The organism is Pseudomonas sp. UBA6323 (assembly GCF_002439135.1).
Taxonomy (GTDB): domain Bacteria; phylum Pseudomonadota; class Gammaproteobacteria; order Pseudomonadales; family Pseudomonadaceae; genus Aquipseudomonas.
Window position 1 is genome coordinate 126799 of the sequence record NZ_DJSX01000015.1, and the last position, 22518, is coordinate 149316.

Genomic DNA, 22518 nt, shown 5'->3' on the forward strand with positions numbered 1-22518 from the left:
CGGCCACCGCTTCAGCGGATATGCACGTAGGTGCCTGGTGCCGCCTCCATGGCCGGATGGTGTTGGTTGCCCAGCGCCATCAGGGTTTCCCGCTGCTCGCCGGAACGCGCCTGAATCCATTCCAGCCACTGCGGCCACCAACTGCCCGGCTGGTGCTGGGCATCGTGGTACCAGGCGCGCGGGTCGGAGGTGAGCTTGGCGTTCTCGTGGTAGTTGGCCTTGGGATTACCCGGCGGGTTGAGAATGCTCTGGATATGGCCGCTGTTGGAGAGGACGAAACGGCGGTTGCCGCCGAGCAGCAGGGTCGAGCGATAGACCGCGTCCCAGGGCGTGATGTGATCGTTGATACCGGCCACGCTGAAGCTGTCGACGTTGACCTTGGCCAGGTCGACCGGCGTACCGCAGACCTCCAGCCCTCCCGCACGGCTGAGCGGATTGTGCTTGAAGAAGTCGATCAGATCGCCATGCAAGGCGGCGGGCAGGCGAGTGTTGTCGTTGTTCCAGTAGAGGATGTCGAACGCCGGTGGCTGCTTGCCGAGCAGGTAGTTGTTGATCCAGTAGTTCCAGATCAGATCGTTTGGGCGCATCCAGGCGAACACGCGGGCCATGTCGCGCCCGTCCAGCACGCCATGTTGATAGGAGCGGCGTTTGGCCGACTCCAGGGTTTGTTCGTCGGCGAAGAGCATGGCCGGGCTGTCGATCTGGCTGTCGAGCAGGCTGACCATGTAGGTGGCGCTGGACACCTTGCGCAACTGCCGACGTGCCTGCAGGTGGCCTTGCAGGGCGGCGATGGTCAGGCCGCCGGCGCAGGCGCCGAGCAGGTTGACGTTCTTGCTGCCGGTGATGGCGCGGCAGGCGTCGACGGCTTCCTCGACCGCCTGCACATAGCTCGACAGGCCCCATTCACGATGTCGCGGGTCCGGGTTGCGCCAGCTGATCATGAAGGTCTGCAAGCCGTTCTTCAGCGCGTACTGGACGAAGCTCTTGTCGTTGGACAGGTCGAATATGTAGTACTTGTTGATCTGCGGCGGCACGATCAGCAGCGGGCGCAGGTACTGCTTCTCGCTCATCGGCTTGTACTGGATCAGCTCCAGCAGCTCGTTGCGAAACACCACGGCGCCTGGTGTGCAGGCCAGGTTTCGGCCCACCTCGAAGGCGTGCTTGCTGACCTGGCTGGGCAGGCCGTCGTTGTGCAGCAGGTCGTCGAGCAGGTGGCGCAGCCCCTTGAAGGCGCTGCTGCCACCGGTGTTGAACAGCTCCTTGAGCGCCTGCGGGTTGAGCGGGCTGTTGGACGGCGACATGGCGTCGCTCATCAGCGCGGCGAGAAAGCGCGCGCGGGCGCGATCATCGGCCGACAGGTCGCTGTCGTCGATCCACGCCGCCACTTGCTTCTGCCAGGCCAGGTAGGCCTGCAGGCTGCGTTTGTAGAAGGGGTTGTGGTGCCAGGTCGGGTCGGCGAAACGGGCGTCCAGTGGGTTGACCTTGTGCAGGGTATCGCCGAGCAGTACGCGGCCCAGCTGGCCGCCGAAGGCCAACAGGTGACGACCGCTGTGCATCGGGTTCTTCAAGCCCTGGGCGGCCAGCAGGCGCATGGTGGATAGCAGATCGCGGCCGCGCACGCCGACTACTGCGCTCTGGGCATTCATGAAGGTGGCAGGTGCCGGCAATGAAGCCGGGTTCGACTTGTCTCGCATGGGGCAACACTCCATCGTCAAACCGTCTAGAGACTTTCATGGCGCGGACTGCCTGACGCGCACCTCGTGCTTGTGCACGATGTGCAGCAAGCCCTGTACCAGGCGCGCGGGATATGCGTTCCAGAGCGCCGGGTGGCAAAGCGAAGGGGCCGTTATCGGCCCCTTTGTCGAGCATGCAGAACATTGCGCACCAGGCGGGTGCCGTCAATGCTGGCGTACTGGTGTGGGCTGCGGGTGCATCACCGCGCGATGCCGCTCCTCTTCGAGAAACTTCATGATGATCGGCGCCACCGCTTCGGCGCGGGTCACCAGAAACAGGTGGCCGTCGTCGATGATGTGCAGCTCCGAGTTGGGAATGCGCCAGGCCAGCAGGCGCATGTTGATCAATGGAATCAGCGGGTCGTCGTCGCCGGCCATGATCAGCGTGGGTTGGCGAATCTTGTGCAGCCAGTGGATGCTGGTCCAGCCGAGGCCGGCAAACAGCTGCCAGTAGTAACCCATCTTGCCGCCCGAGCGCACCTTGCTCGCGTGCGCCATGGCCAGCTTGGGATCGCGTCGGAAGGCGCCGCCATAGATGTCCGGAGCGATACGCACGCCGTAGGACGGTTGCACGTAACGCCGTGGACTCGCCATGCGCCAGAGCACCTTGGGCTTGCCCGGCACCATCACCGCACCGGCCGATGTGGCGGCAAGGATCAGCTTCTTGCAGCGCTCGGGATAGTCATGGGCGAACTGCTGGGCCAGGGCGCCGCCCCAGGACACCCCGATGGCGTTGACCTGGCCGTAGTCGAGGTAATCGAGCATGCGTGCCGCCAGCTTGGCCAGGCCCGGGAAGCGATAGGGCGTGGCCGGGGTCGATGAACCGCCGACGCCGGGTACGTCGAAGGCGATGATTTCCAGCTGCGGATCCAGGGCGGCGACGAAGGGCATCACCAGCTCGAGGTTGGCGCCGATGCCGTTGAAGATCAGCAGCGGCACCAACTGGCTGTTGCCGGGCCGCACCGCGGTGCGGATGGTCTGCCCATCGAGGTCGATGGTGCGAAATACGAATGGTTGCGGCATCGGCGCAGCCCCTGTGGAGTTGAGCGCTGGAGACGGCCTTCCGGGCTGCCTCCAGGATTACCAGGATGAACCTGGTTAGCCACGCCCTGGCTGGCGCGTGGCGTGCGGCACTTCCCGGTGCCGCGGCGGTTGAGTCTGACGATCAGCGTTCGTGTACATAGGTGCCCGGTGCGGCTTCGCCGGGCCGAAATTTCTTGTTGCCCAGCGTGGTGGGCGCTTTCTTGGTCTCACCCGAGCGTTCGCCCAGCCAATTTTGCCAGTGCAGCCACCAAGAGTCGGCATGCTTGGTCGAGCTTTCCTGCCAGGCTTTCGGATCCAGTGGCATTTCGCTGTTGGTCATGTAGCGCGCCTTGGGGTTGCCCGGCGGGTTGAGAATGCTCTGGATATGGCCGCTGTTGGACAGGACGAATTCGCACTTGCCGCCGAACAGATGAGCCGACTTGTAGCAGGAGTCCCAGGGCGTGATGTGGTCGGTGGTGCCGGCGACGACGAAGAAGTCGCAGGTGACCTGCTTGAGGTCGATCGGTGTGCCGCAGACCTCGAGCGCGCCCGGGCGGGTCAGCGGGTTGGTCTGGAACATCTCGATGAACTCGCCGTGTAGCGCAGCCGGCAGGCGCGTGGTGTCGTTGTTCCAGTAGAGGATGTCGAACACCGGCGGCTCGTTGCCGAGCAGGTAATTGTTGACCCAGTAGTTCCAGATCAGGTCGTTGGGGCGCATCCAGGCGAACACCTTGGCCATGTCGCTGCCTTCCAGCACGCCGGCCTGGTAGGAACGGCGCTTGGCCGCTTCCAGGGTCTTCTCGTCGGCGAACAGCGCCACCTGGGTGTCGAGTTGGGTGTCGAGCACGCTGACCAGCAGAGTCAGCGCATTGACCTTGGGCTGGCCGAGGGCGGCGTAATGGCCGAGCAGCGACGCGGTGGTCAGGCCGCCGGAGCAGGCGCCGAGCATGTTGATGTCCTTGCTGCCGGTGATGGCGCAGATGACGTCGATGGCTTCCTTGAGCGCCTCGATGTAGGTGGACAGGCCCCACTCGCGCTGCGCCTTGGTCGGGTTGCGCCAGCTGACCACGAAGGTCTGTACCTGGCTGCGCAGGAGGAAGCGCGCCAGGCTCTTGTCCGGCGACAGGTCGAACACGTAGAACTTGTTGATCTGCGGCGGCACGACAAGCAGCGGGCGCTCGTGCACGCTTTCGGTGATCGGCTTGTACTGGATCAGCTCCAGCACGTCATTGCGAAACACCACGGCGCCGTCGGTGGTGGCCAGGTTCTTGCCGACTTCGAAGGCCTCCATGTTCACCTGGCTGGGCATGCCGCCGTTGTGCACCATGTCTTTAGCCAGATGAGAAAGGCCATCGAGCAGGCTCTTGCCGCCGGTTTCGAAGAAGCGTTTGACCGCGGCCGGGTTGGCCATGCTGTTGGTCGGCGCCATAGCCTCGGTCATCAGGTTGATCACGAAGTGACCGCGGCTGGCGTCCTGCTCGGACAGCGAGCTGTGCTCGATCCAGTCGTGCAGTTCCTTGCGCCAGGCCAGGTAGGTCTGCAGGTAACGGCGATAGAGCGGGTTCTGGCTCCAGGCCGGGTCGGCGAAGCGGCGGTCGCCATCCTCGGGTTTGAGCGCGGACTGGCCGAGCACGACGTTCTTCAGTTCGAGGCCGAAATGGGCGACGTGCTTGGCGCTGTGGAAGGGTTGCTTGAGTGCCTGGGCGAGCACCATGCGGGCAGAGGTCAGGAGATCCTTGCCGCGGATGCCGATCACCGGGTTGAGGCCCAGGGTGTTTTCCGAGGCCTGGCGTTTCAGGTCTTCGTTATTCTTGTCACTCATCTACGACGCTCCAATGTCCTGAGTCGCGCACCGGCCGTGCTCGCGGCGAAACAAGGGCCAGGTACTGCTCGGGTTGCCGGGGGCGGATCGAGTCCGCGTCATGCATTGCATCTGGCTGGGCCAAATGCAGGGAACCTGCCAGTTCCTTGGTTACCCGAGTTTTTGCCGTTAGGCAAGCTGATCGATGGAGCAGGAGTATGCCGCGATAGTTTAGAAAAATCGTTCTAACTACCGGGTAATGAGCGGGGAGACGGGGCGGACGCTCTGCGACGGGCCTTGCGCCTAAGGTCAGAGCATCAGACGCACGACGGACTCGTTGGGGTCGCGGGATTTGCCGGCGGCGCTGAGCTGCGCCAGGTAATCGGCCCAGAGCTGGTCATGCCGGGTGGCCAGCTCGTGCAGATAGTCCCAGGTGAACAGGCCGCTGTCATGGCCGTCGTCGAAGCACAGTTTCAGTGCGTAGTTGCCGGCCGGTTCGATGCGTTCGAGGCCGACATGGAGCTTGCCGGTCTGCAGGATCGGCTTGCCATGCCCCTGCACCTCGGCAGACGGCGAATGCACGCGCAGGAACTCGGCGCTGAGCGAGTAACGCTGTTCGCCGTAACGCAACTCCAGCGTTTTCGACGCCTTGTGCAGTTTGATCGTGCTGGGGATGGGCATGAGGCAGCTCCAAGTTGCAAGCCTCAAGCTACAAGTTCAAGCGGATATGCTTGCGGCTTGTAGCTTGCAGCTTGCGGCGGTTTTCAGAGGATATAGCGCGACAGGTCTTCGTCCTGCGCCAATTCGCCGAGGTGGCCGTTGACGTAGCCGGCATCGATGCGGATCGGTTCGCCGTTCTGCTGGCCAGCCAGATCGCCAGCGCTGAAGGAAACCTCTTCCAGCAGGCGTTCAAGCAAGGTGTGCAGGCGACGGGCACCGATGTTCTCGGTCTTTTCGTTGACCTGCCAGGCGATCTCCGCCAGGCGCTTGATGCCGTCTTCGGTGAATTCGATATCCAGCCCTTCGGTCTTCAGCAGCGCACTGTACTGCTCGGTGAGCGAAGCGTGCGGTTCACTGAGGATGCGTTCGAAATCCTGCGGGCTCAGGGCCTTGAGCTCGACCCGGATCGGCAGGCGGCCCTGCAGCTCAGGCACCAGGTCGCTCGGCTTGGACAGATGGAAGGCGCCCGAGGCGATGAACAGGATGTGGTCGGTCTTGACCATGCCCAACTTGGTGTTGACCGTACAGCCTTCGATCAGCGGCAGCAGGTCGCGCTGCACGCCTTCGCGCGAGACGTCGGCGCCGCCGGCATTGGCACGCTTGGCCACCTTGTCGATCTCGTCGATGAAGACGATGCCGTGCTGTTCGACGGCTTCCAGCGCGCGGGCCTTGAGCTCTTCCTCGTTGACCAGGCGTGCGGCTTCCTCGTCGCGTACCAGTTTCATGGCATCGACGACCTTGAGCTTGCGACTCTTCTTCTTGCCCTTGCCCATGCTGGAGAACAGGTTCTGCAGCTGGTTGGTCATCTCCTCCATGCCTGGCGGCGTCATGATCTCCACGCCCATGGGCGAGTCGGCCACTTCGATGTCGATTTCCTTGTCGTTCAACTGACCTTCGCGCAGGCGCTTGCGGAACAGCTGACGGGTGTTGGAATCCTCGCTGCGCGCCGGCTCGTCGCCGAAGCCCTGGCGCGCAGGCGGCAGCAGCGCGTCGAGGATGCGCTCCTCGGCGGCATCTTCGGCGCGGTGGCGAACCTTGGTCATTTCCTGTTCACGCAGCATCTTCACTGCGGCATCGGCCAGGTCACGGATGATCGATTCGACGTCGCGGCCGACGTAGCCGACCTCGGTGAACTTGGTGGCTTCCACTTTCAGGAACGGCGCACTGGCCAGCTTGGCCAGGCGACGGGCGATCTCGGTCTTGCCGACGCCGGTCGGGCCGATCATCAGGATGTTCTTCGGCGTGACTTCCTGACGCAGCTCGGCCGGCAGTTGCATGCGCCGCCAACGATTGCGCAGGGCGATAGCGACGGCGCGCTTGGCGTCGTCCTGGCCGATGATGTGGCGGTTGAGTTCGTGGACGATCTCGCGGGGCGTCATGGACATGGAATTGGGCTCGCAATAAACGGAAAGCGGTGAGGCAGTGGACGCTACTCGGCGGCGTCCAGTTCCTCTATTGTCTGGTGGTGGTTGGTGAACACGCAGATGTCGCCTGCGATGCCGAGTGCGGTCTCGGCCACTTCGCGGGCGGTCAGGTCGGTCTTCATCAACAGTGCACGCGCGGCGGCCTGGGCGAAGTTGCCGCCGGAGCCCATGGCGATCAGGCCTTCCTCGGGTTCGACTACGTCACCGTTGCCGGTGATGATCAAGGATGCGTCCTTGTTGGCTACTGCCAGCATGGCTTCCAGGCGGCTCAGGCTGCGGTCGGTACGCCAGTCCTTGGCCAGCTCGACGGCGGCGCGTACCAGGTGGCCCTGGTGTTTTTCCAGTTGGCCTTCGAAACGCTCGAACAGGGTGAAGGCATCGGCGGTGGCACCGGCGAAGCCGGCCAACACCTGGCCGTGGTACAGGCGGCGCACCTTCTTGGCGTTGCCCTTCATGACGGTGTTGCCGAGGGATACCTGGCCGTCGCCTGCCATCACGACCTTACCGTGGCGGCGCACTGAAACGATGGTGGTCAAGGGTGAATCTCCACGCTGCGGGGCGAACTTGCCCGGATGGAAACTCAGATGGGGTGCCCGCCGCGGCTTTTCAACCAGCGGCGGGTGAATCGACGATCAGCGGACCTGGCGCTGCTGTAACAGCAGGTTGCTGTAGCCGTTGCCGGCCAGGGTCTTCTGCGCTGTCGCCAGTTGCTCGCGGCTGGCAAAGGGACCAACCAGTACGCGGTGCCAGGTCTCGTCGCGGACCTTGCCGGTCTCCACGCGTACGTTCTGGCCAAGCAGGATGATCTGCGCGCGCACGGCGTCGGCGTCGTCACGCTTGCGGAAGGAGCCGGCCTGGAGGAAGAACTGCGTGGTGACCGGCGCGCTGGCCAGCACCGGCGGCGGGGGCGGCGGCACTTCGCCTTTGAGCGCGGCTTCGGCGCGAGCGGTGTCGATCTTCGCGGCTTCTTCCGGGGTGACCGGTTTCTGCTCCGGTGCAGGCGGCGTTTCCTCCAGGGCCTGCGGCAGGATCACTTCCGACTCCGGCAGCAGGGTGTAGAAGTCGTACTTGGGCCTGGCCGGCTCGGGCTGCGTCGGCTTGGGCTCGGGTTTGCTGCTGCGCACCTGCTCGCCCTTGTCGCGCTTGATCTCGTCACGGCCCGGTTCGAGGCTGAACAGGAACATGAAGAACCCGCCAACCACCAGGCCGCAGGCCAGCCAGATCCAGCCCGGTACGGGCTTTTTCGCCGGGGCCTGATAGCGACTGGCGCCGCGTTTCGGCGCCGGCTTCTTGCGCGCTGCCATTTACATCCGCTCCAGAGTTTCCAGGCCGAGCAGCTCCAGGCCCTGTTTGAGGGTACGGCCAGTGAGGGCGGTCAGGCGCAGACGGCTGTTGCGCGTGGCTTCGTCCTCGGCAGTCAGAATCGGGCAGTTTTCGTAGAAGCTGGAGAACAGGCCGGCCAGGTCGTACAGGTAGCTGCACAGCATGTGCGGCGTGCCCTTGTCGGCGACGCTGCCCAGTAGCTCGCCAAACTGCGCCAGTTTGGCGGCCAGGGCCTGCTCATGCTCGGCGACCAGGGTGATCTGTCCGCCGATCTCGTCCACGCCCTTGCCCAGTTTGCGGAACACACCCGCGACGCGGGTGTAGGCATAAAGCAGGTACGGCGCGGTATTGCCCTCGAAGCTCAGCATCAGGTCGAAGTTGAAGCTGTAGTCGCTGGTGCGGTGCTTGGACAGGTCGGCGTATTTCACCGAAGCGATGCCGACCACGCGGGCAATCTGGCGCAGCTCGTCTTCAGCCAGCTCCGGGTTCTTGTCCATGACCAGGGCATAGGCGCGCTGCTCGGCCTCGTCGAGCAGTTGCACCAGCTTCACGGTGCCGCCGTCGCGGGTCTTGAACGGGCGACCGTCCGGGCCGTTCATGGTGCCGAAGCCCATGTGTTCCATGTCCATGCTGGCCGGTACGAAGCCGGCCAGGCGTGCGCAGGCGAAGACCATCTGGAAGTGCAGGGCCTGGCGCTGGTCGACGAAGTACAGCACGCGATCGGCCTTGAGCGTGCCGGCGCGGTAGCGGGTGGCGGCCAGGTCGGTGGTGGCGTACAGGTAGCCGCCGCCGGCCTTCTGCACGATCAGCGGCAGCGGGTTGCCTTCGGCGTTCTTGAATTCGTCCATGAAGACGCACTGCGCACCGTTGTCTTCGGTCAGCAGACCCTTGGCGGCGAGGTCTGCGACCACCTGCGGCAGGTCGTGGTTATAGGCGCTCTCGCCCTTGACGTCAGCCATGGAGAGCTTGACGCCGAGGCGGTCGTACAGCGCCTGGCAGTGCGATAGGGAGATGTCGTTGAAGCGGTGCCACAGGCGCAGGCACTCGGCGTCGCCGGCCTGCAGCTGGACCACCAGCTCGCGGGCGCGGTCGGCGAACTCGGGCGATTCGTCGAAGCGCTTCTTGGCTGCGCGGTAGAAACCTTCCAGGTCGGCCAGCTCGCTTTCGGCGGCCGCCGGATTTTCCTGCATGTAGGCCAGCAGCATGCCGAACTGGGTGCCCCAATCGCCGACGTGGTTCTGGCGGATCACGCTGTCGCCGAGGAACTCCAGCACGCGCGCCACGCCGTCGCCGATGATGGTCGAACGCAGGTGGCCGACGTGCATCTCCTTGGCCAGGTTGGGCGCGGACAGGTCGACCACCACGCGCTGCACCGGGCCGTTCTTGCGTACGCCGAGTTTGGCATCGGCCAGTGCCGCTTCCAGGCGCTGTGCCAGGGCATCGCTGTTCTGGAAGAAATTGAGGAAGCCGGGGCCGGCGATTTCCACCTTGGTGATCTGCTCGTCGGCCGGCAGGGCAGCGATCAGCTTCTCGGCCAGGTCGCGCGGCTTCATGCCGGCTGGTTTGGCCAGCATCATGGCGATGTTGCTGGCGAAATCGCCGTGGCTCTTGTCCTTGGTGTTCTCCACCTGGATGGCCGGCGTCAGGCCCGCAGGCAGCACGCCTTCGGCGGTCAGGCGGTCGAGGGCTTGCTGGATCAGGTGGCGAATGCTGTCTTTCATGTTCGGCTCGGGTTGCCTTGGGGCTTTGGTCGAAAACTGCGCATTATAAGAGCAGCTACAAGCTGCAAGCCACAAGCGGCAAGGAAAAGCGTGCCGCGTTTCCGTGGGCAGTGTGTAGGGTGGGCTTCAGCCCACCAAGGCCAACCGCTGTTGGTGGGCTGAAGCGGGACGCCGCCCGGCCCACGCTACGGACTGTTACAGCGCGTCGGCTCAAAACAGGTCAATCGGGTCCACGTCCAGCGACCAGCGCACCGCGCGGCCGCTGGGCATCTGCTCCAGCGCGTGCAGCCAGCGGTTGAGCAGGCGGTGCAGCGGGGCGCGGGCATTGCCCTGCAGCAGTAACTGCGCACGGAAACGCCCGGCGCGACGTTCCATCGGCGCCGGTACCGGACCGAGCAGTTCGATACCGGACAAGTCCAGCTCACCCAGCAGATGCTCGGCCTCGCTGCAGGCTTCATCGAGGAAGCTTTCGGCCTGGCCAGGCTTGTGCGCTTCAGCGCGCAGCAGGGCCAGGTGGCAGAACGGCGGCAGGCCGGCGCTGCGCCGCTCGCTCAGCGCCTGTTCGGCGAAGGCGAAGTAGCCCTGCTCGGTCAGTTGCACCAGCAATGGGTGGTCGGCCAGGTGGCTCTGGATGATCACCTTGCCCGGCTCCTCGGCGCGACCGGCGCGACCGGCGACCTGCACGATCAACTGCGCCATGCGCTCGCTGGCGCGAAAGTCAGCCGAGAACAGGCCACCGTCGGCATCGAGAATCGACACCAGCGTCACTCGCGGGAAGTGGTGACCCTTGGCAAGCATTTGCGTGCCGACCAAGATGCACGGCTCGCCCTTGTTGATGGTGGCGAACAGGCGATCCATCGCGCCTTTGCGCGAGGTGCTGTCGCGATCGATGCGTAGCACCGGGTAATCAGGGAACAGCACCGCCAGGCGCTCTTCGGCGCGCTCGGTGCCCGCGCCGACCGGGCGCAGGTCGACGTGCTGGCATTTCGGGCAGTTGCTCGGCTGTCGCTCGACATGGCCGCAGTGATGGCAGCGCAGCTCCTGATAACGCTGATGCACGGTCATGCGCGCGTCGCAGCGTGGGCACTCCGATAGCCAGCCGCAATCATGGCAGAGCAGGGTTGGGGCGAAGCCGCGGCGGTTGAGGAACACCAGCACCTGCTGGCCGGCTGCGAGGGTCTGGGCGATGGCCTGCTGCATCGGCCCCGAAATGCCCGAGTCCAGTGGTCGGCTCTTCACGTCCAGACGCAGGAAGCGCGGCTGGCTGGCGCCGCCGGCGCGCTGGGTCAGCTTGAGCAGGGCGTAGCGACCGCTGTGGGCGTTGTGCAGGCTTTCCAGCGACGGTGTGGCCGAGCCGAGGACGATGGGCACGTCTTCCTGGCGTGCGCGAACCAGCGCCAGGTCGCGGGCGTGGTAGCGCAGGCCTTCCTGCTGTTTATAGGATGCATCGTGTTCTTCATCGACGATGATCAGCCCTGGGTTCTTCATCGGCGTGAACAGCGCCGAGCGGGTGCCGATGATGATGTCGGCCTCGCCATCGCGCGCAGCCAGCCAGGCATCGAGGCGATCGCGGTCGTTCACCGCCGAGTGCAGCAGGGCGATGCGTGCGTTGAAGCGGCGGGCGAAACGGTCGAAGGTCTGTGGGCTAAGGTTGATCTCGGGGATCAGCACCAGCGCCTGCTTGCCGGCCTCCAGGCATTGGTGGATCAGTTGCAGGTACACCTCGGTCTTGCCGCTGCCGGTGACGCCCGCGAGCAGAAAGGCATTGAACTGGTCCCAACCTGACGCCACGGCATTCACCGCGGCCCGTTGCTCGGCGTTCAGCGGCAGTTCCGGTTGTGCCAGCCAGTGCGCAGGCTTGGCATGCGGCTGAGTGCGGCGCACCTCGACCCGTACCAGCCCCTTCTCATGCAGTAATTGCAGGCTGTCGCGGTTGAGTTGCAGCTGGCTGAGCAGGCTGTGGGCCACGCCGTGCGGGTGTTGCGCCAGTGCCTTGAGTGCGTCGCGCTGGCGCGGAGCGCGGGCCAGCCGTGGGTCGTCGACGCTGGCGCCTTTGCTGGCCAGCCAGTAACGCTCCTGGCGGGTTTCGGCCGGCTCGCCCTGGCGCAGCAGCACCGGCAAGGCCCAGCTCAGGGTGTCGCCGAGGCTGTGCTGGTAATACTGCGCCGTCCACAGACACAGCTTGAACAGCGGCGCCGGCAATGGTGGGCGGGCGTCGAGCAGCTCCAGGGCGGGTTTGAGCTTGTCGAGTGGGACTTCGCTCTGGCTGTCGACTTCCACCAGCACGCCAATCATCTCGCGACGGCCGAAGGGCACGCGCAGGCGCACGCCAGGCTGCAAGGCGCTGCGCGACACGCCAGCGGGGGCGAGGTAGTCGAACAGGCGGCGCAGCGGCGAGGGCAGGGCGAGGCGCAGGATCAGGTCGGGCAAGCCAGGAGCTCCGTTGACAGGCTGGCGATCTTAGCACGCGACGACCGGCGCCTTGCGCGGCTTGCATCGACTCGCGCGTCTGGTAAGATGCGCGGCCTATTTCTGTGCGGTGCCTGACATTGGTCGGGTGGCGGCACGACTACCCCGAGGAAAGCACCATGAAAGCCGATATCCATCCGAACTACGTTGAGATCGACGCCACCTGCTCCTGCGGCAACGTGATCAAGACCCGCTCCACCCTGGGCAAGAACCTGAGCCTGGACGTTTGCTCCGAGTGCCACCCGTTCTACACCGGTAAGCAGAAAGTGCTGGACACCGGCGGCCGTATCGATCGCTTCAAGCAGCGCTTCGGCGTATTCGGCGCCAAGTAAGCGGCCGAATCGAAACGGAATCTGGCATGCGCCACTCCGTGCTACTGAAAAAGGCGTCCCTGGTGGGCGCCTTTTTCGTTTCTCTGCTTTGCGTCGAACTGGCGCAGGCCTTCTGTCCGCTGCGCGCCGATCTGGCTCAGGTCGTCGTGCGCCAGGTGGTCGATGGCGATACCGTGCGCCTGGCCGACGGCCGCAGCATTCGCCTGATCGGCATCAATACACCCGAACTGGGGCGCAAGGGGCGCAGCGACGAGCCTTATGCCGTGCAGGCCAAGCGTCGTCTGCAGGCGCTGGTCGACGCCAGCGATGGCCGCGTCGGCCTGCTCTACGGCGAGCAGCGCAAGGACCGCTACGGCCGCACCCTGGCCCATCTTTACGACCGCCAGGGGCGTAATCTCGAAGCGCAACTGCTCGGGGAAGGCCTCGGCTTCATGGTTGCGGTGGCGCCCAATGCTGCGCTGGCGACCTGCCAGGCACAGGCCGAGCGCCAGGCGCGCAGCAAGCGCCTCGGCGTGTGGCGTGACGAGCAGGTGAAGACGGCTGGCCAGTTGCAGGGAGGCGGCTTCGCCCTGCTCGGCGGCCGGGTTGTCGGCGTGCAGCGCAATCGTGGCGGCCTGTGGCTCGATCTCGATGGCGGTCGAGTCCTGCGCGTGTCGCCCGAGCTGCTCGGCGAGTTCGACGTGCCTGCCTTACAGAAACTCAAGGGGCGGCGGGTGGAGGCGCGTGGCTGGGTCATCGACCGGCAGAGCCGCGGTGGTTTGAAATCCGGGCAGGCGCGCTGGATGCTGCCGCTTACCCATACGGCGATGCTGGAGGTGTTGCCATGATTCGTGCATTGATGCTGTGTCTGTTCTGCAGCTGGTTGGCCGGTTGCGCGGTCAATCCCGCGACCGGTCGTACCGACTTCGTGATGATGAGCGAGCGCCAGGAGCTGTATCTCGGTGCGCGCTACAACCAGGAAGTCCTCAAACAATACCCGCGCTACGAGGATGCCAAGCTGCAGGCCTACATCCAGCGCGTTGGCGAGCGGGTGGCGCGCAGCAGTCATCGCAATCAGCTCAACTACGTCTTCACCTTGGTGGACAGTCCGGACGTCAACGCCTTCGCGCTTCCGGGTGGCTACATCTATATCCATCGTGGCCTGCTGGCCTACCTCAACTCGGAGGCGGAGCTGGCCGCCGTGCTGGGCCATGAGGTCGGTCACGTGACGGCCCGTCACAGCGTGCGCCAGCAGAGCCAGTCCACGGCCTGGGGGCTGCTCGGCCAGGCCGCGGCCATCGGCACCGGTGTGGGCGCGGTGGGCGATCTGACCAGTGCCATGGGCAACGCCTTCGTGCGCGGCTACGGCCGCGACATGGAGCTGGAGGCCGATGGCCTGGGCGCGCAATACCTGGCGCGCGGGGGCTATGACCCGCAGGCGATGATCGAAGTGGTCAAGGTGCTCAAGGGGCAGGAGGATTTCGCCCGCGAGCAGGCCGCCAGGCGCGGCGAAGCGCCGTCAGCGAGCAGCTATCACGGCTTGTTCGACACCCACCCGGACAACGATCGTCGTCTGCAGGAAGTGATCGGCCCGGCGCGGGCGCTGGTCGGTGGTAACCAGGAAGTGGGCCGGGACAATTTTCTGCAGATGCTCGACGGCCTGGTATTCGGAGATTCGGCCGCCAGCGGAATTCGCCGCGGACGCAATTTCTATCACGGTGAGCTGGATTTCACCCTGAGCTATCCGCAGGGCTGGCAGCTGGTCAATCGTCCCGACGTGCTGATCGGTCACACCCCGGATGAGCAAGCCTTCATCGCAATGACCCTGGAGGCGGCGGACAAGCAGCTTTCGCCTGCCGAATTCCTGCGCAAGCGCGCTGGCAATCAGCGCCTGGTTGCTGGCGAAGACCTGCGCCTGGGGGCACTGCAAGGCTATACAGCGGTGTTGCAGGGGCAGTCGGCGCGGCGTGTTGCGGTGATCTATCGAGGCGACAATGCGTACCTGTTCGTGGCAGCGGTAAAAGGGCGCGCTTCGCTGGAAACCGAGGATCAGCGCTTCCTCGACGTCATCCGCAGTTACCGGCCGCTGAAGGCGAGCGAACGCAAGCTGGCCGAGCCGGTGCGCCTGCATCTGGTGAAGGCCAAGGCGGGCCAGAGCCTCTCCGCTCTGGCCAAGGATTTGCCGCTGTCGACCGATGGCGAGGCCCAGCTGCGACTGCTCAACGGGCTCTACCCAAGCGGCGAACCTCGCCCTGGCGAGTGGCTGAAAACGCTGCGCTAGCGCGGCGCTTCAATCGCGACCGAACGGTCTTGTGCAGGTGTATACAACTTGCGTATCCTCGGCCGCCTGCCCGTTCAACAGCCAACAAAAGCGGAAATGCCACTATGTCAGATCTAAAAACTGCCGCTCTCGAATATCACGCCCAGCCCCGCCCCGGTAAGCTGAGCGTCGAGTTGACCAAAGCCACGGCCACTGCCCGCGACCTGTCGCTGGCCTACAGCCCGGGCGTTGCCGAGCCGGTACGCGAAATCGCGCGTGACGCCGAGCTGGCCTACCGTTACACCGGTAAAGGCAACCTGGTCGCCGTTATCTCCGACGGTACCGCCATTCTCGGTCTGGGTAACCTCGGCCCGCTGGCTTCCAAGCCGGTGATGGAAGGTAAAGGCGTGCTGTTCAAGCGTTTCGCCGGTATCGACGTGTTCGATATCGAAGTCGATTCGGAAAGTCCGCAGGCTTTCATCGACACCGTAAAGCGCATCTCGATCACCTTCGGCGGCATCAACTTGGAAGATATCAAGGCCCCCGAGTGCTTCGAGATCGAGCGCGCGCTGATCGAACAGTGCGATATCCCGGTATTCCACGATGACCAGCACGGCACCGCGATCGTGACCGCCGCCGGCATGCTCAACGCCTTGGAAATCGCCGGCAAGACCCTGGAAGCGGCGAAGATCGTATGCCTGGGCGCCGGTGCAGCCGCCATCTCCTGCATGAAGCTGCTGGTGAGCATGGGTGCCAAGGTCGAGAACATCTTCATGATCGACCGCAAGGGCGTGATCCATGCCGGTCGCGATGACCTGAACCAGTACAAGGCCGTGTTCGCCACCGAGACCGACAAGCGCACGCTGTCCGACGCTCTCGATGGTGCTGACGTGTTCGTTGGCCTGTCCGGTGCCAACCTGCTGAGCCCGGAAGACCTTAACCGCATGGCGGCCAACCCGATCGTCTTCGCCTGCTCCAACCCGGATCCGGAAATCAAGCCGGAGCTGGCGCACGAGACCCGTGGCGACGTGATCATGGCCACCGGTCGCTCCGACTACCCGAACCAGGTCAACAACGTGCTGGGCTTCCCCTTCATCTTCCGCGGTGCCCTGGACGTACGCGCCACTCGCATCAACGAAGAAATGAAGATCGCCGCTGCCCTGGCGCTGCGCGACCTGGCCAAGCTGCCGGTGCCGCAGGACGTCTGCGACGCTTACGGCGGCATCGAACTGTCGTTCGGCCGTGAGTACATCATTCCGAAGCCGATGGATCAGCGTCTGATCACCGTGGTTTGCGATGCCGTGGCCAAGGCCGCCATCGAATCCGGTGTGGCGACCCTGCCCTATCCGAAGCACTATCCGCTGAAGTCGGTGGATGACGTGTTCAACGGCTAAGCCGTTCGGATGTGTCTAGTCCTGAAATAGGTTTACACCGTTTCAGCTAGATTTGCGGTACCTAGAACGCCCGATGCACTGCATCGGGCGTTTTGTATTTCAGAGCCATATGCGGCCGCTCCGTGTTGTAGATCCTGATGGCTTCGCTAACCATTGACCTAGCCTGTTCCAGATCATCGGGGCTCTGTAGTAGCAGTTCGTTTTTCAAGATTCCATTGATCCGTTCTGCCAGCGCGTTCTGATAGCAGTCATAGCCGTCGGTCATCGAGCACTGCACACCATGACGTTTGTGCAGTGCCTGATAAAGCGCCGAGCAGTACTGGATGCCACGATCAGAGTGATGGACAAGCCCTTGCCCTTGGTTAGTCCGACGTCCGTGCAGTGCGTGTCGAAAGGCGACGGCCACAGACTCGGCATGCAAACCCTCATGGACGTGATGACCGACGATCTTCCGTGAGTAAGTGTCAGTGACCAAGCTCAGATACAAAGGGCCACTGCGCGCCGGTAGATACGTAATATCCGCCACCCACACATGCTCGGGCGCTGCCGCAGTAACTTGATCGGGACCCGCTTTTAGCCGGTTCGGATGCCGATAGAAACGATGAAAGCTATGCGTGGTCTTGTGATATGCGCGCTTGGGTACAACCAGCAGGCGACGTTCGGTCAGGATCGTAAATAGTCGATCACGGCCTACCTTCAGGCTGTCATTGGGCTGGTTGTGCAGAAGATGGTGCAGCTTACGCGTGCCGATCCGCGGCTGGCGCAGCCTTATGAAACTGACGTACTGCGCGACCTGCTCACCCTGTCTATGGCGCAGATCAGCAACACGGTTGCGCTTGTAGTAAGCCTGGCGGCTGATGGAGAGAAACTGGCAAGCCCTGACGACGGTCAGCCCTTGGATTTGTTCTTGCGAGAGGACTTGCCGGGTCGCTTTTTTACGATCGAAACACCGTAATCCTTCTTCAGCACATCGACCACAGCTTCAAAGAATTGAGCCTTCTGGCTCATGAACTGCAGTTGCTGCTCCAACTCCTTGATGCGTTGCTCTGGCGTCAGGTCTTTGGGATCAGTCACGGCTTGACACCTGTCGGCTCGAACCGAGGCCCCCTGGCTCCAATCCTGTCGACCATGCTTACGCAACCATACCAAAACGGTGGACCGGCCTTGGATGCCGTACCGATCCTGGGCCTGCTTGTAGGTCAACTCGCCCTTTTCGACCTGATCGACCACGGCCAATTTAAAAGTCAGCGAATAATCACGCTGCGTACGCTTAACACCTTGCTCCATCGAAACCTCCAGAGTCTCGGGCGAAAGGTGTAAACCTTATTCAGGACGGGACAATGGAAATAAAAAAAACCGCTGCGGCGGGTTTTTTTATTGAGCCTCATGCTGCCAGCAAGAGAAAAATCGCCGCCGGCGCATGATCGTAGCGCCGGTATCCCAAGTGCTCCCCGCGCCGCTTCTACTTGGCGCCTGAGGCTTGCAGCTTGTGGCTGCTTCTCTAGAACAGATCGATCGGCGCCATCTCGTCAGCCGGCAGCGGGCTGCCAGGAGCGCCCATGCCCGGTTCGAATTCGCTCATCGGTGGCGGTGAATCTTCGCTCTTGAACAATTCGAAGTAGGCGTCCGGTGTCCCAGGCGCCGCGGCGCGACCGCTGACCGGATCGACGCGAAGGGTCAGCAGGCCCTTGGGTTCCTTGGGCAGATGGCTTGGACGATCCTTGAGTACCGGGCCCATGTAGTTCATCCAGATAGGCAGGGCCACTGTGCCGCCGTATTCATGGCGTCCCAGGCTCTCCGGCTGATCGAAGCCGGCCCAGACGGTGGTCACGTAGTCGGCGTTGTAGCCGGAAAACCAGCTGTCCTTGGACTCGTTGGTGGTGCCGGTCTTGCCTGCCAGGTCGTTGCGTCCCAGCGCCAGGGCGCGGCGGCCGGTACCGCGCTTGATCACGTCCTGCAGCATGCTGGTCATGATGTAGGCCGTGCGCTCGTCGATGATCTGCTCGGCGACCTTGGGATCTTCCTGGGGCAGGTCGTCAACCGCGTTCACCGTCAGGTTGGCGTTCTCGTCGGTCGGCTCGCTGCCAGGGACGCGCGCCGGGTTGGCGCGGAACAGCGGCTTGCCGTTGCGGTCGTCGATGCGTTCGATCAGGTAGGGCTCGATCTTGTAGCCACCATTGGCAAAGGTGGCCCAGCCTTCGGCGATTTCCATCGGCGTCAGGCTTGCCGTACCGAGGGCCAGCGACAGGTTGCGTGGCAGGTCCTGCGGAGCGAAGCCAAAGCGTTCGATATAGCGCAGGCTGCGGTCGATACCCATGTCCTGCAGCAGGCGGATCGACACCAGGTTGCGCGATTTGTACAGCGCCTCGCGCATGCGGATCGGGCCGAGGAACGTGTTGTTGTCGTTCTTCGGCCGCCACTTTTGCGACAGGTAGTCGTCAGAGAGAATGATCGGCGCATCGTTGACCAGGGTTGCCGCGGTATAGCCGCTATCGAGTGCCGCACTATAAATGAAGGGTTTGAAACTGGAGCCTGGCTGACGCTTGGCCTGCACGGCGCGGTTGTAGTTGCTCTGGTCGAAGGAGAAGCCGCCGACCAGTGCCTGAATGGCGCCGCTGTAAGGATCGAGGGAAACCAGCGCACTTTGCGCCGCCGGCACCTGAGTAAAGAGCAGGCTGCCATCCTCCTGGCGCTGCACGCGCACGATATCGCCGACCTTGGCGACATCGCCGGGCTGCTGCGGACGCGGGCCCAGGCTGTTGGTATTGAGGAAGGGGCGCGCCCATTTCATGCTGTCCCAGGACACGGCCTGCTCTTCGCCGTCGCGGGTCAGCACGAGGATGCCGCTCTTCTCGACCTGGGTCACCACGGCAGGCTCCAGGCCACCGATGCTGCGGAACTTGCCCAGTTCGCTGAGCCAGGTTTCGCGGGTCATGCCTGGTAGGCGGCTTTCGGGGCCGCGATAGCCGTGGCGCTGGTCGTAGGCGATCAGCCCATCACGCAACGCGGTGTTGGCCACTTCCTGCAGGTGGCTGGGCACCGTAGTGGTGACGTTGAAGCCCTCTGTGTAGGCCTCGCTGCCATAGCGCCCGACCATCTCCGCCCGTGCCATCTCTGCTATATAAGGCGCGCTGAGTTCGGGGGTCGGTACGTGGTAGCGTGCGTCGACTTCTTCGGCCAGCGCTTGCTCATAGCTGGCCTGATCGATACGGCCGAGGCGATACAGGCGGCCGAGGATCCAGTCGCGGCGCTCCTTGGCGCGCGTCGGGTTGACCAGTGGGTTGTAGCGCGAAGGCGCTTTCGGCAGGCCGGCGATCATCGCCATCTGCGCCAGGTTCAGATCGCGGATCGACTTGCCGTAATACACCTGCGCGGCGGCTTCGATGCCATAGGCGCGGTGGCCGAGATAGATTTTGTTGACGTAGAGCTCGAGGATCTCGTCCTTGCTCAGCTCACGTTCGATCTGCAGCGCCAGGAGAATCTCGGTGGCTTTGCGCGAGAAGCTACGCTCGCTGGTGAGGAAGAAGTTCTTCGCCACCTGCATGGTGATGGTGCTGCCGCCGCTCTGAATCTGACCGCTTTTCAATAATTGCGTGGCAGCGCGCATCAGGCTGGTCACATCGACGCCATAATGATTGGCGAAATTATCGTCTTCTGCTGCCAGCAGGGCGCTGATGAATTCCTTGGGGATCTCGTCGAAGCGAATGGGCGAGCGGCGCATCTCGCCGAACTCGGCGATCAGCTTGGCATCGCTGCTGTAGACGCGCAGGGGGATCTGCAGCTGAACCTGGCGCAGCGATTCGACGGACGGAAGCGTCGGGCTAAGATAAAGGAACGCACCGCTGAAACTGAGCAGCAGCCCACAAAAAACGGCAACGCAAGACCACCAGATGAACTTCAGCAGGCGTATCAAAATGTTCGGAATTCCAAGTAAAAGAATGAGTTAAGCAGGAGCCGTGGCTCAAAGGGAAAAGCTGATCACATTATAAGCGTTTTTTTTCCCGGGGAGCCATTTGCGCTTCTGTCAAGACTGATATTTAATGTGGAAAAACATAAATAGTCCGTAAGTCGCGGATGCCAATAGGAAAACGGTCGTGCTAGGGCTCTTCACTAAGAAAGCGAATACGCTGCTGGGGATCGATATCAGCTCGACTTCGGTCAAGCTCCTCGAACTGAGTCGCTCGGGAAGCCGCTACAAGGTAGAGGCATATGCAGTCGAGCCACTCCCGGCAAATGCAGTGGTCGAGAAGAACATCGCCGAGCTGGAGGGGGTCGGTCAGGCGCTCTCCCGCGTGTTGGCCAAGGCCAAGAGCGGCGTCAAGACAGCGGCCGTTGCCGTTGCCGGTTCGGCCGTCATCACCAAGACCATCGAAATGGAAGCCGGGCTCTCCGAGGATGACCTGGAAAACCAGCTGAAGATCGAGGCCGACCAGTACATCCCTTATCCGCTGGAAGAAGTCGCCATCGATTTCGAGGTGCAGGGCCCGGCGCCGCGCAACCCCGAGCGGGTCGAGGTGTTGCTGGCTGCGTGCCGCAAGGAAAACGTCGAAGTCCGTGAGGCGGCGCTGGCGCTCGCCGGTCTGACTGCGAAGGTGGTCGATGTCGAGGCCTACGCGCTGGAGCGCGCCTACGGTCTGCTGGAGGCGCAGCTGGGCGGTGGGCATGACGAACTGACGGTCGCGGTGGTCGATATCGGTGCCACCATGACCACGCTCAGCGTTCTGCACAACGGTCGTACCATCTATACCCGTGAACAACTTTTCGGCGGTCGACAACTGACCGAGGAAATCCAGCGTCGCTATGGTCTGTCCGTCGAGGAAGCTGGCCTTGCCAAGAAGCAGGGGGGGCTTCCAGACGACTATGACAGTGAAGTGTTGCAACCGTTCAAAGAGGCTGTCGTTCAGCAGGTTTCGCGCTCGCTGCAGTTCTTCTTCGCCGCTGGGCAGTTCAACGATGTCGACTACATCCTCCTGGCTGGCGGTACCGCGTCCATCCCCGATCTTGATCGGCTGATCCAGCAGAAGATCGGTACGCAGACGCTAGTGGCCAATCCCTTTGCCGATATGGCGCTCAGCAGCAAGGTCAACGCCGGCGCGTTGGCCAGTGATGCGCCGGCACTGATGATTGCCTGTGGTCTGGCGATGAGGAGTTTCGACTGATGGCGCGGATTAACCTACTCCCCTGGCGCGAACAGCTGCGCGAAGAGCGCAAGCAGCGGTTTCTGGTAAGTCTTGCCGGGGTTTTCATCGTTGCAGCTGGCTTGGTGTTTCTTGGCGATCAGTGGCTTAACGCTGCGATCAGTAATCAGAGCGCCCGCAATGATTTCATCAAAAAAGAAATTGCCGTTCTGGATGCGCGTATCAAGGAAATCAGTGAGCTGAAAACTCGCCGCCAGCAATTGTTGGAACGTATGAAGATTATTCAGGATCTTCAGGGCAATCGACCGATTATTGGCCGTGTGTTCGACCAGTTGGTTCGGACGTTGCCGGATGGCGTGTACTTCACCAATGTCAAAATGACCGGTAAGAACATTGCGATTGTCGGCGCTGCCGAGTCCAACAATCGAGTTTCAAACCTTATGCGCAATCTAGATGGTTCCGAGTGGCTGGCCGCTCCCAACCTGACAGAAGTAAAGGCTGTCACGGCGGGGGCTCTGGATCAGGCGAATGTATTTCAGTTGACGGTTCAGCAAACGCAGCCTGATCAGGAAAAAGCGGAGGCGGCGCAATGAGTATCAAAACTTCTCTGGACAGCCTGCGTAGCATCGATGTCAATGACCTCGACATGAATAACGTCGGCTCTTGGCCGGCTGCCGTCAAGTTTATTGCTGGTCTGTTATTGCTGATTATCGTTTTGGTGCTGGGCTACCAATTCCATCTCAAGGACCTGCAAAGCATTTTGGAGCAGCGTCAGCGGGAAGAGGTAACGCTAAAGGAACAGTTCACCAGTAAAGCTTTCCAGGCCGCTAATCTGGAAGCTTACAAAGAGCAAATGCAAGAAATGGAGGTGTCATTCGGCGCCCTGTTGCGTCAGTTGCCGAGCGATACCGAGGTGCCGGGTTTGCTGGAAGACATTACCAGAACTGGTTTGGGTAGCGGGTTGGAGTTTGAAGAAATCAAACTTCTACCTGAAGTGGCTCAGCAGTTTTATATCGAGTTGCCTATCCAGATAAAGGTCACAGGTGGGTATCACGATCTCGCAACCTTCGTCAGTGGCGTTGCCAGTCTGCCACGGATTGTTACTCTGCATGACTTCCAGTTGGCGCCTGCTAGTGCAGAAAGTTCGAGTCGCCTGAATATGCAAATTATGGCCAAGACCTATCGCTATAATGATAAGGGG

General features: G+C 62.7%; 18 protein-coding genes. 7 read left to right on the plus strand and 11 right to left on the minus strand.

Annotated features, from left to right (window positions below):
* Positions 1–11 precede the first annotated feature (11 nt).
* The 9 genes from phaC (B3P22_RS04640) to B3P22_RS04680 form a co-directional block, all read right to left on the minus strand.
* Positions 12–1694, minus strand: a complete 1683-nt coding sequence (phaC, locus tag B3P22_RS04640; protein ID WP_296270081.1) for a class II poly(R)-hydroxyalkanoic acid synthase — start codon at positions 1692–1694, stop codon at positions 12–14.
* A gap of 204 nt (positions 1695–1898) precedes the next feature.
* On the minus strand, positions 1899–2756 hold the full coding sequence (gene phaZ, locus B3P22_RS04645) for a poly(3-hydroxyalkanoate) depolymerase (RefSeq protein WP_197856959.1): 858 nt from the start codon (positions 2754–2756) through the stop codon (positions 1899–1901).
* A 142-nt stretch (positions 2757–2898) separates the two neighbouring features.
* The gene (gene phaC, locus B3P22_RS04650; protein WP_296270082.1) at positions 2899–4578 is read right to left on the minus strand and encodes a class II poly(R)-hydroxyalkanoic acid synthase; all 1680 of its coding nucleotides are present in this window, start codon (positions 4576–4578) and stop codon (positions 2899–2901) included.
* A 288-nt stretch (positions 4579–4866) separates the two neighbouring features.
* Entirely contained in the window at positions 4867–5238 is a 372-nt protein-coding gene (locus B3P22_RS04655) for a DUF971 domain-containing protein (RefSeq protein WP_296270083.1), read from the minus strand.
* A gap of 83 nt (positions 5239–5321) precedes the next feature.
* Positions 5322–6662: an HslU--HslV peptidase ATPase subunit gene (gene hslU / locus B3P22_RS04660; protein WP_296270084.1), complete on the minus strand. Its 1341-nt coding sequence runs from the start codon at positions 6660–6662 to the stop codon at positions 5322–5324.
* A 44-nt stretch (positions 6663–6706) separates the two neighbouring features.
* On the minus strand, positions 6707–7237 hold the full coding sequence (gene hslV, locus B3P22_RS04665) for an ATP-dependent protease subunit HslV (protein WP_197856963.1): 531 nt from the start codon (positions 7235–7237) through the stop codon (positions 6707–6709).
* 96 nt (positions 7238–7333) lie between these two features.
* Positions 7334–8005: an SPOR domain-containing protein gene (locus tag B3P22_RS04670; protein ID WP_296270085.1), complete on the minus strand. Its 672-nt coding sequence runs from the start codon at positions 8003–8005 to the stop codon at positions 7334–7336.
* Entirely contained in the window at positions 8006–9745 is a 1740-nt protein-coding gene (gene argS, locus B3P22_RS04675) for an arginine--tRNA ligase (RefSeq protein WP_296270086.1), read from the minus strand.
* A gap of 210 nt (positions 9746–9955) precedes the next feature.
* Entirely contained in the window at positions 9956–12175 is a 2220-nt protein-coding gene (locus tag B3P22_RS04680; protein ID WP_296270087.1) for a primosomal protein N', read from the minus strand.
* Positions 12176–12333: 158 nt separating this feature from the next.
* On the opposite strand from B3P22_RS04680, the gene rpmE reads away from it, so the two are divergent.
* The 4 genes from rpmE (at position 12334) to B3P22_RS04700 (ending at position 16179) form a co-directional block, all read left to right on the plus strand.
* On the plus strand, positions 12334–12546 hold the full coding sequence (gene rpmE / locus B3P22_RS04685; protein ID WP_003459015.1) for a 50S ribosomal protein L31: 213 nt from the start codon (positions 12334–12336) through the stop codon (positions 12544–12546).
* A 26-nt stretch (positions 12547–12572) separates the two neighbouring features.
* Positions 12573–13373, plus strand: coding sequence for a thermonuclease family protein (locus tag B3P22_RS04690; RefSeq protein ID WP_296270088.1), 801 nt, complete (start codon positions 12573–12575; stop codon positions 13371–13373).
* Positions 13370–14806 carry a M48 family metalloprotease gene (locus tag B3P22_RS04695; protein ID WP_296270089.1) on the plus strand — a complete coding sequence of 479 codons (1437 nt, stop codon included), beginning with the start codon at positions 13370–13372 and terminating at the stop codon, positions 14804–14806. Before B3P22_RS04690 ends, B3P22_RS04695 begins: the two co-directional genes overlap by 4 nt.
* A gap of 104 nt (positions 14807–14910) precedes the next feature.
* Positions 14911–16179 carry a malic enzyme-like NAD(P)-binding protein gene (locus tag B3P22_RS04700; RefSeq protein WP_197856969.1) on the plus strand — a complete coding sequence of 423 codons (1269 nt, stop codon included), beginning with the start codon at positions 14911–14913 and terminating at the stop codon, positions 16177–16179.
* Between the two features lie 61 nt (positions 16180–16240).
* Here B3P22_RS04700 and B3P22_RS04705 read toward each other — a convergent pair.
* Positions 16241–17466, minus strand: a protein-coding gene (locus tag B3P22_RS04705) for an IS3 family transposase (RefSeq protein ID WP_296270090.1) whose coding sequence is annotated in 2 segments (ribosomal slippage) — positions 16241–17118 and positions 17118–17466 — 1227 coding nt in all. Because the reading frame shifts where the segments join, the coding sequence is not laid out codon by codon here.
* Between the two features lie 214 nt (positions 17467–17680).
* Positions 17681–20089, minus strand: coding sequence for a penicillin-binding protein 1A (locus B3P22_RS04710; RefSeq protein WP_419096411.1), 2409 nt, complete (start codon positions 20087–20089; stop codon positions 17681–17683).
* 184 nt (positions 20090–20273) lie between these two features.
* Here B3P22_RS04710 and B3P22_RS04715 point away from each other — a divergent pair, with 184 nt between their 5' ends.
* From B3P22_RS04715 to pilO, 3 genes are all read left to right on the plus strand, one after another.
* Positions 20274–21338 (plus strand): pilus assembly protein PilM, encoded by a 1065-nt coding sequence (locus B3P22_RS04715; protein WP_197856971.1) that lies wholly within the window; start codon positions 20274–20276, stop codon positions 21336–21338.
* Positions 21338–21910: a type 4a pilus biogenesis protein PilN gene (gene pilN, locus B3P22_RS04720; protein ID WP_275545494.1), complete on the plus strand. Its 573-nt coding sequence runs from the start codon at positions 21338–21340 to the stop codon at positions 21908–21910. Before B3P22_RS04715 ends, pilN begins: the two co-directional genes overlap by 1 nt.
* On the plus strand, positions 21907–22518 hold a 612-nt coding region (pilO, locus tag B3P22_RS04725), incomplete at its 3' end, for a type 4a pilus biogenesis protein PilO (RefSeq protein ID WP_296270092.1). The genes pilN and pilO, both read left to right, overlap by 4 nt.

What these genes read in the sequence shown, in the direction of transcription:
- argS (WP_296270086.1), bottom strand. Translation starts at nt 9,745, where the DNA reads ATGAAAGACAGCATTCGCCACCTGATCCAGCAAGCCCTCGACCGCCTG.
- phaC (WP_296270082.1), bottom strand. Translation starts at nt 4,578, where the DNA reads ATGAGTGACAAGAATAACGAAGACCTGAAACGCCAGGCCTCGGAAAAC.
- rpmE (WP_003459015.1), top strand. Translation starts at nt 12,334, where the DNA reads ATGAAAGCCGATATCCATCCGAACTACGTTGAGATCGACGCCACCTGC.
- phaC (WP_296270081.1), bottom strand. Translation starts at nt 1,694, where the DNA reads ATGCGAGACAAGTCGAACCCGGCTTCATTGCCGGCACCTGCCACCTTC.
- phaZ (WP_197856959.1), bottom strand. Translation starts at nt 2,756, where the DNA reads ATGCCGCAACCATTCGTATTTCGCACCATCGACCTCGATGGGCAGACC.
- pilN (WP_275545494.1), top strand. Translation starts at nt 21,338, where the DNA reads ATGGCGCGGATTAACCTACTCCCCTGGCGCGAACAGCTGCGCGAAGAG.
- hslU (WP_296270084.1), bottom strand. Translation starts at nt 6,662, where the DNA reads ATGTCCATGACGCCCCGCGAGATCGTCCACGAACTCAACCGCCACATC.
- B3P22_RS04695 (WP_296270089.1), top strand. Translation starts at nt 13,370, where the DNA reads ATGATTCGTGCATTGATGCTGTGTCTGTTCTGCAGCTGGTTGGCCGGT.
- B3P22_RS04670 (WP_296270085.1), bottom strand. Translation starts at nt 8,005, where the DNA reads ATGGCAGCGCGCAAGAAGCCGGCGCCGAAACGCGGCGCCAGTCGCTAT.
- B3P22_RS04690 (WP_296270088.1), top strand. Translation starts at nt 12,573, where the DNA reads ATGCGCCACTCCGTGCTACTGAAAAAGGCGTCCCTGGTGGGCGCCTTT.
- B3P22_RS04655 (WP_296270083.1), bottom strand. Translation starts at nt 5,238, where the DNA reads ATGCCCATCCCCAGCACGATCAAACTGCACAAGGCGTCGAAAACGCTG.
- B3P22_RS04700 (WP_197856969.1), top strand. Translation starts at nt 14,911, where the DNA reads ATGTCAGATCTAAAAACTGCCGCTCTCGAATATCACGCCCAGCCCCGC.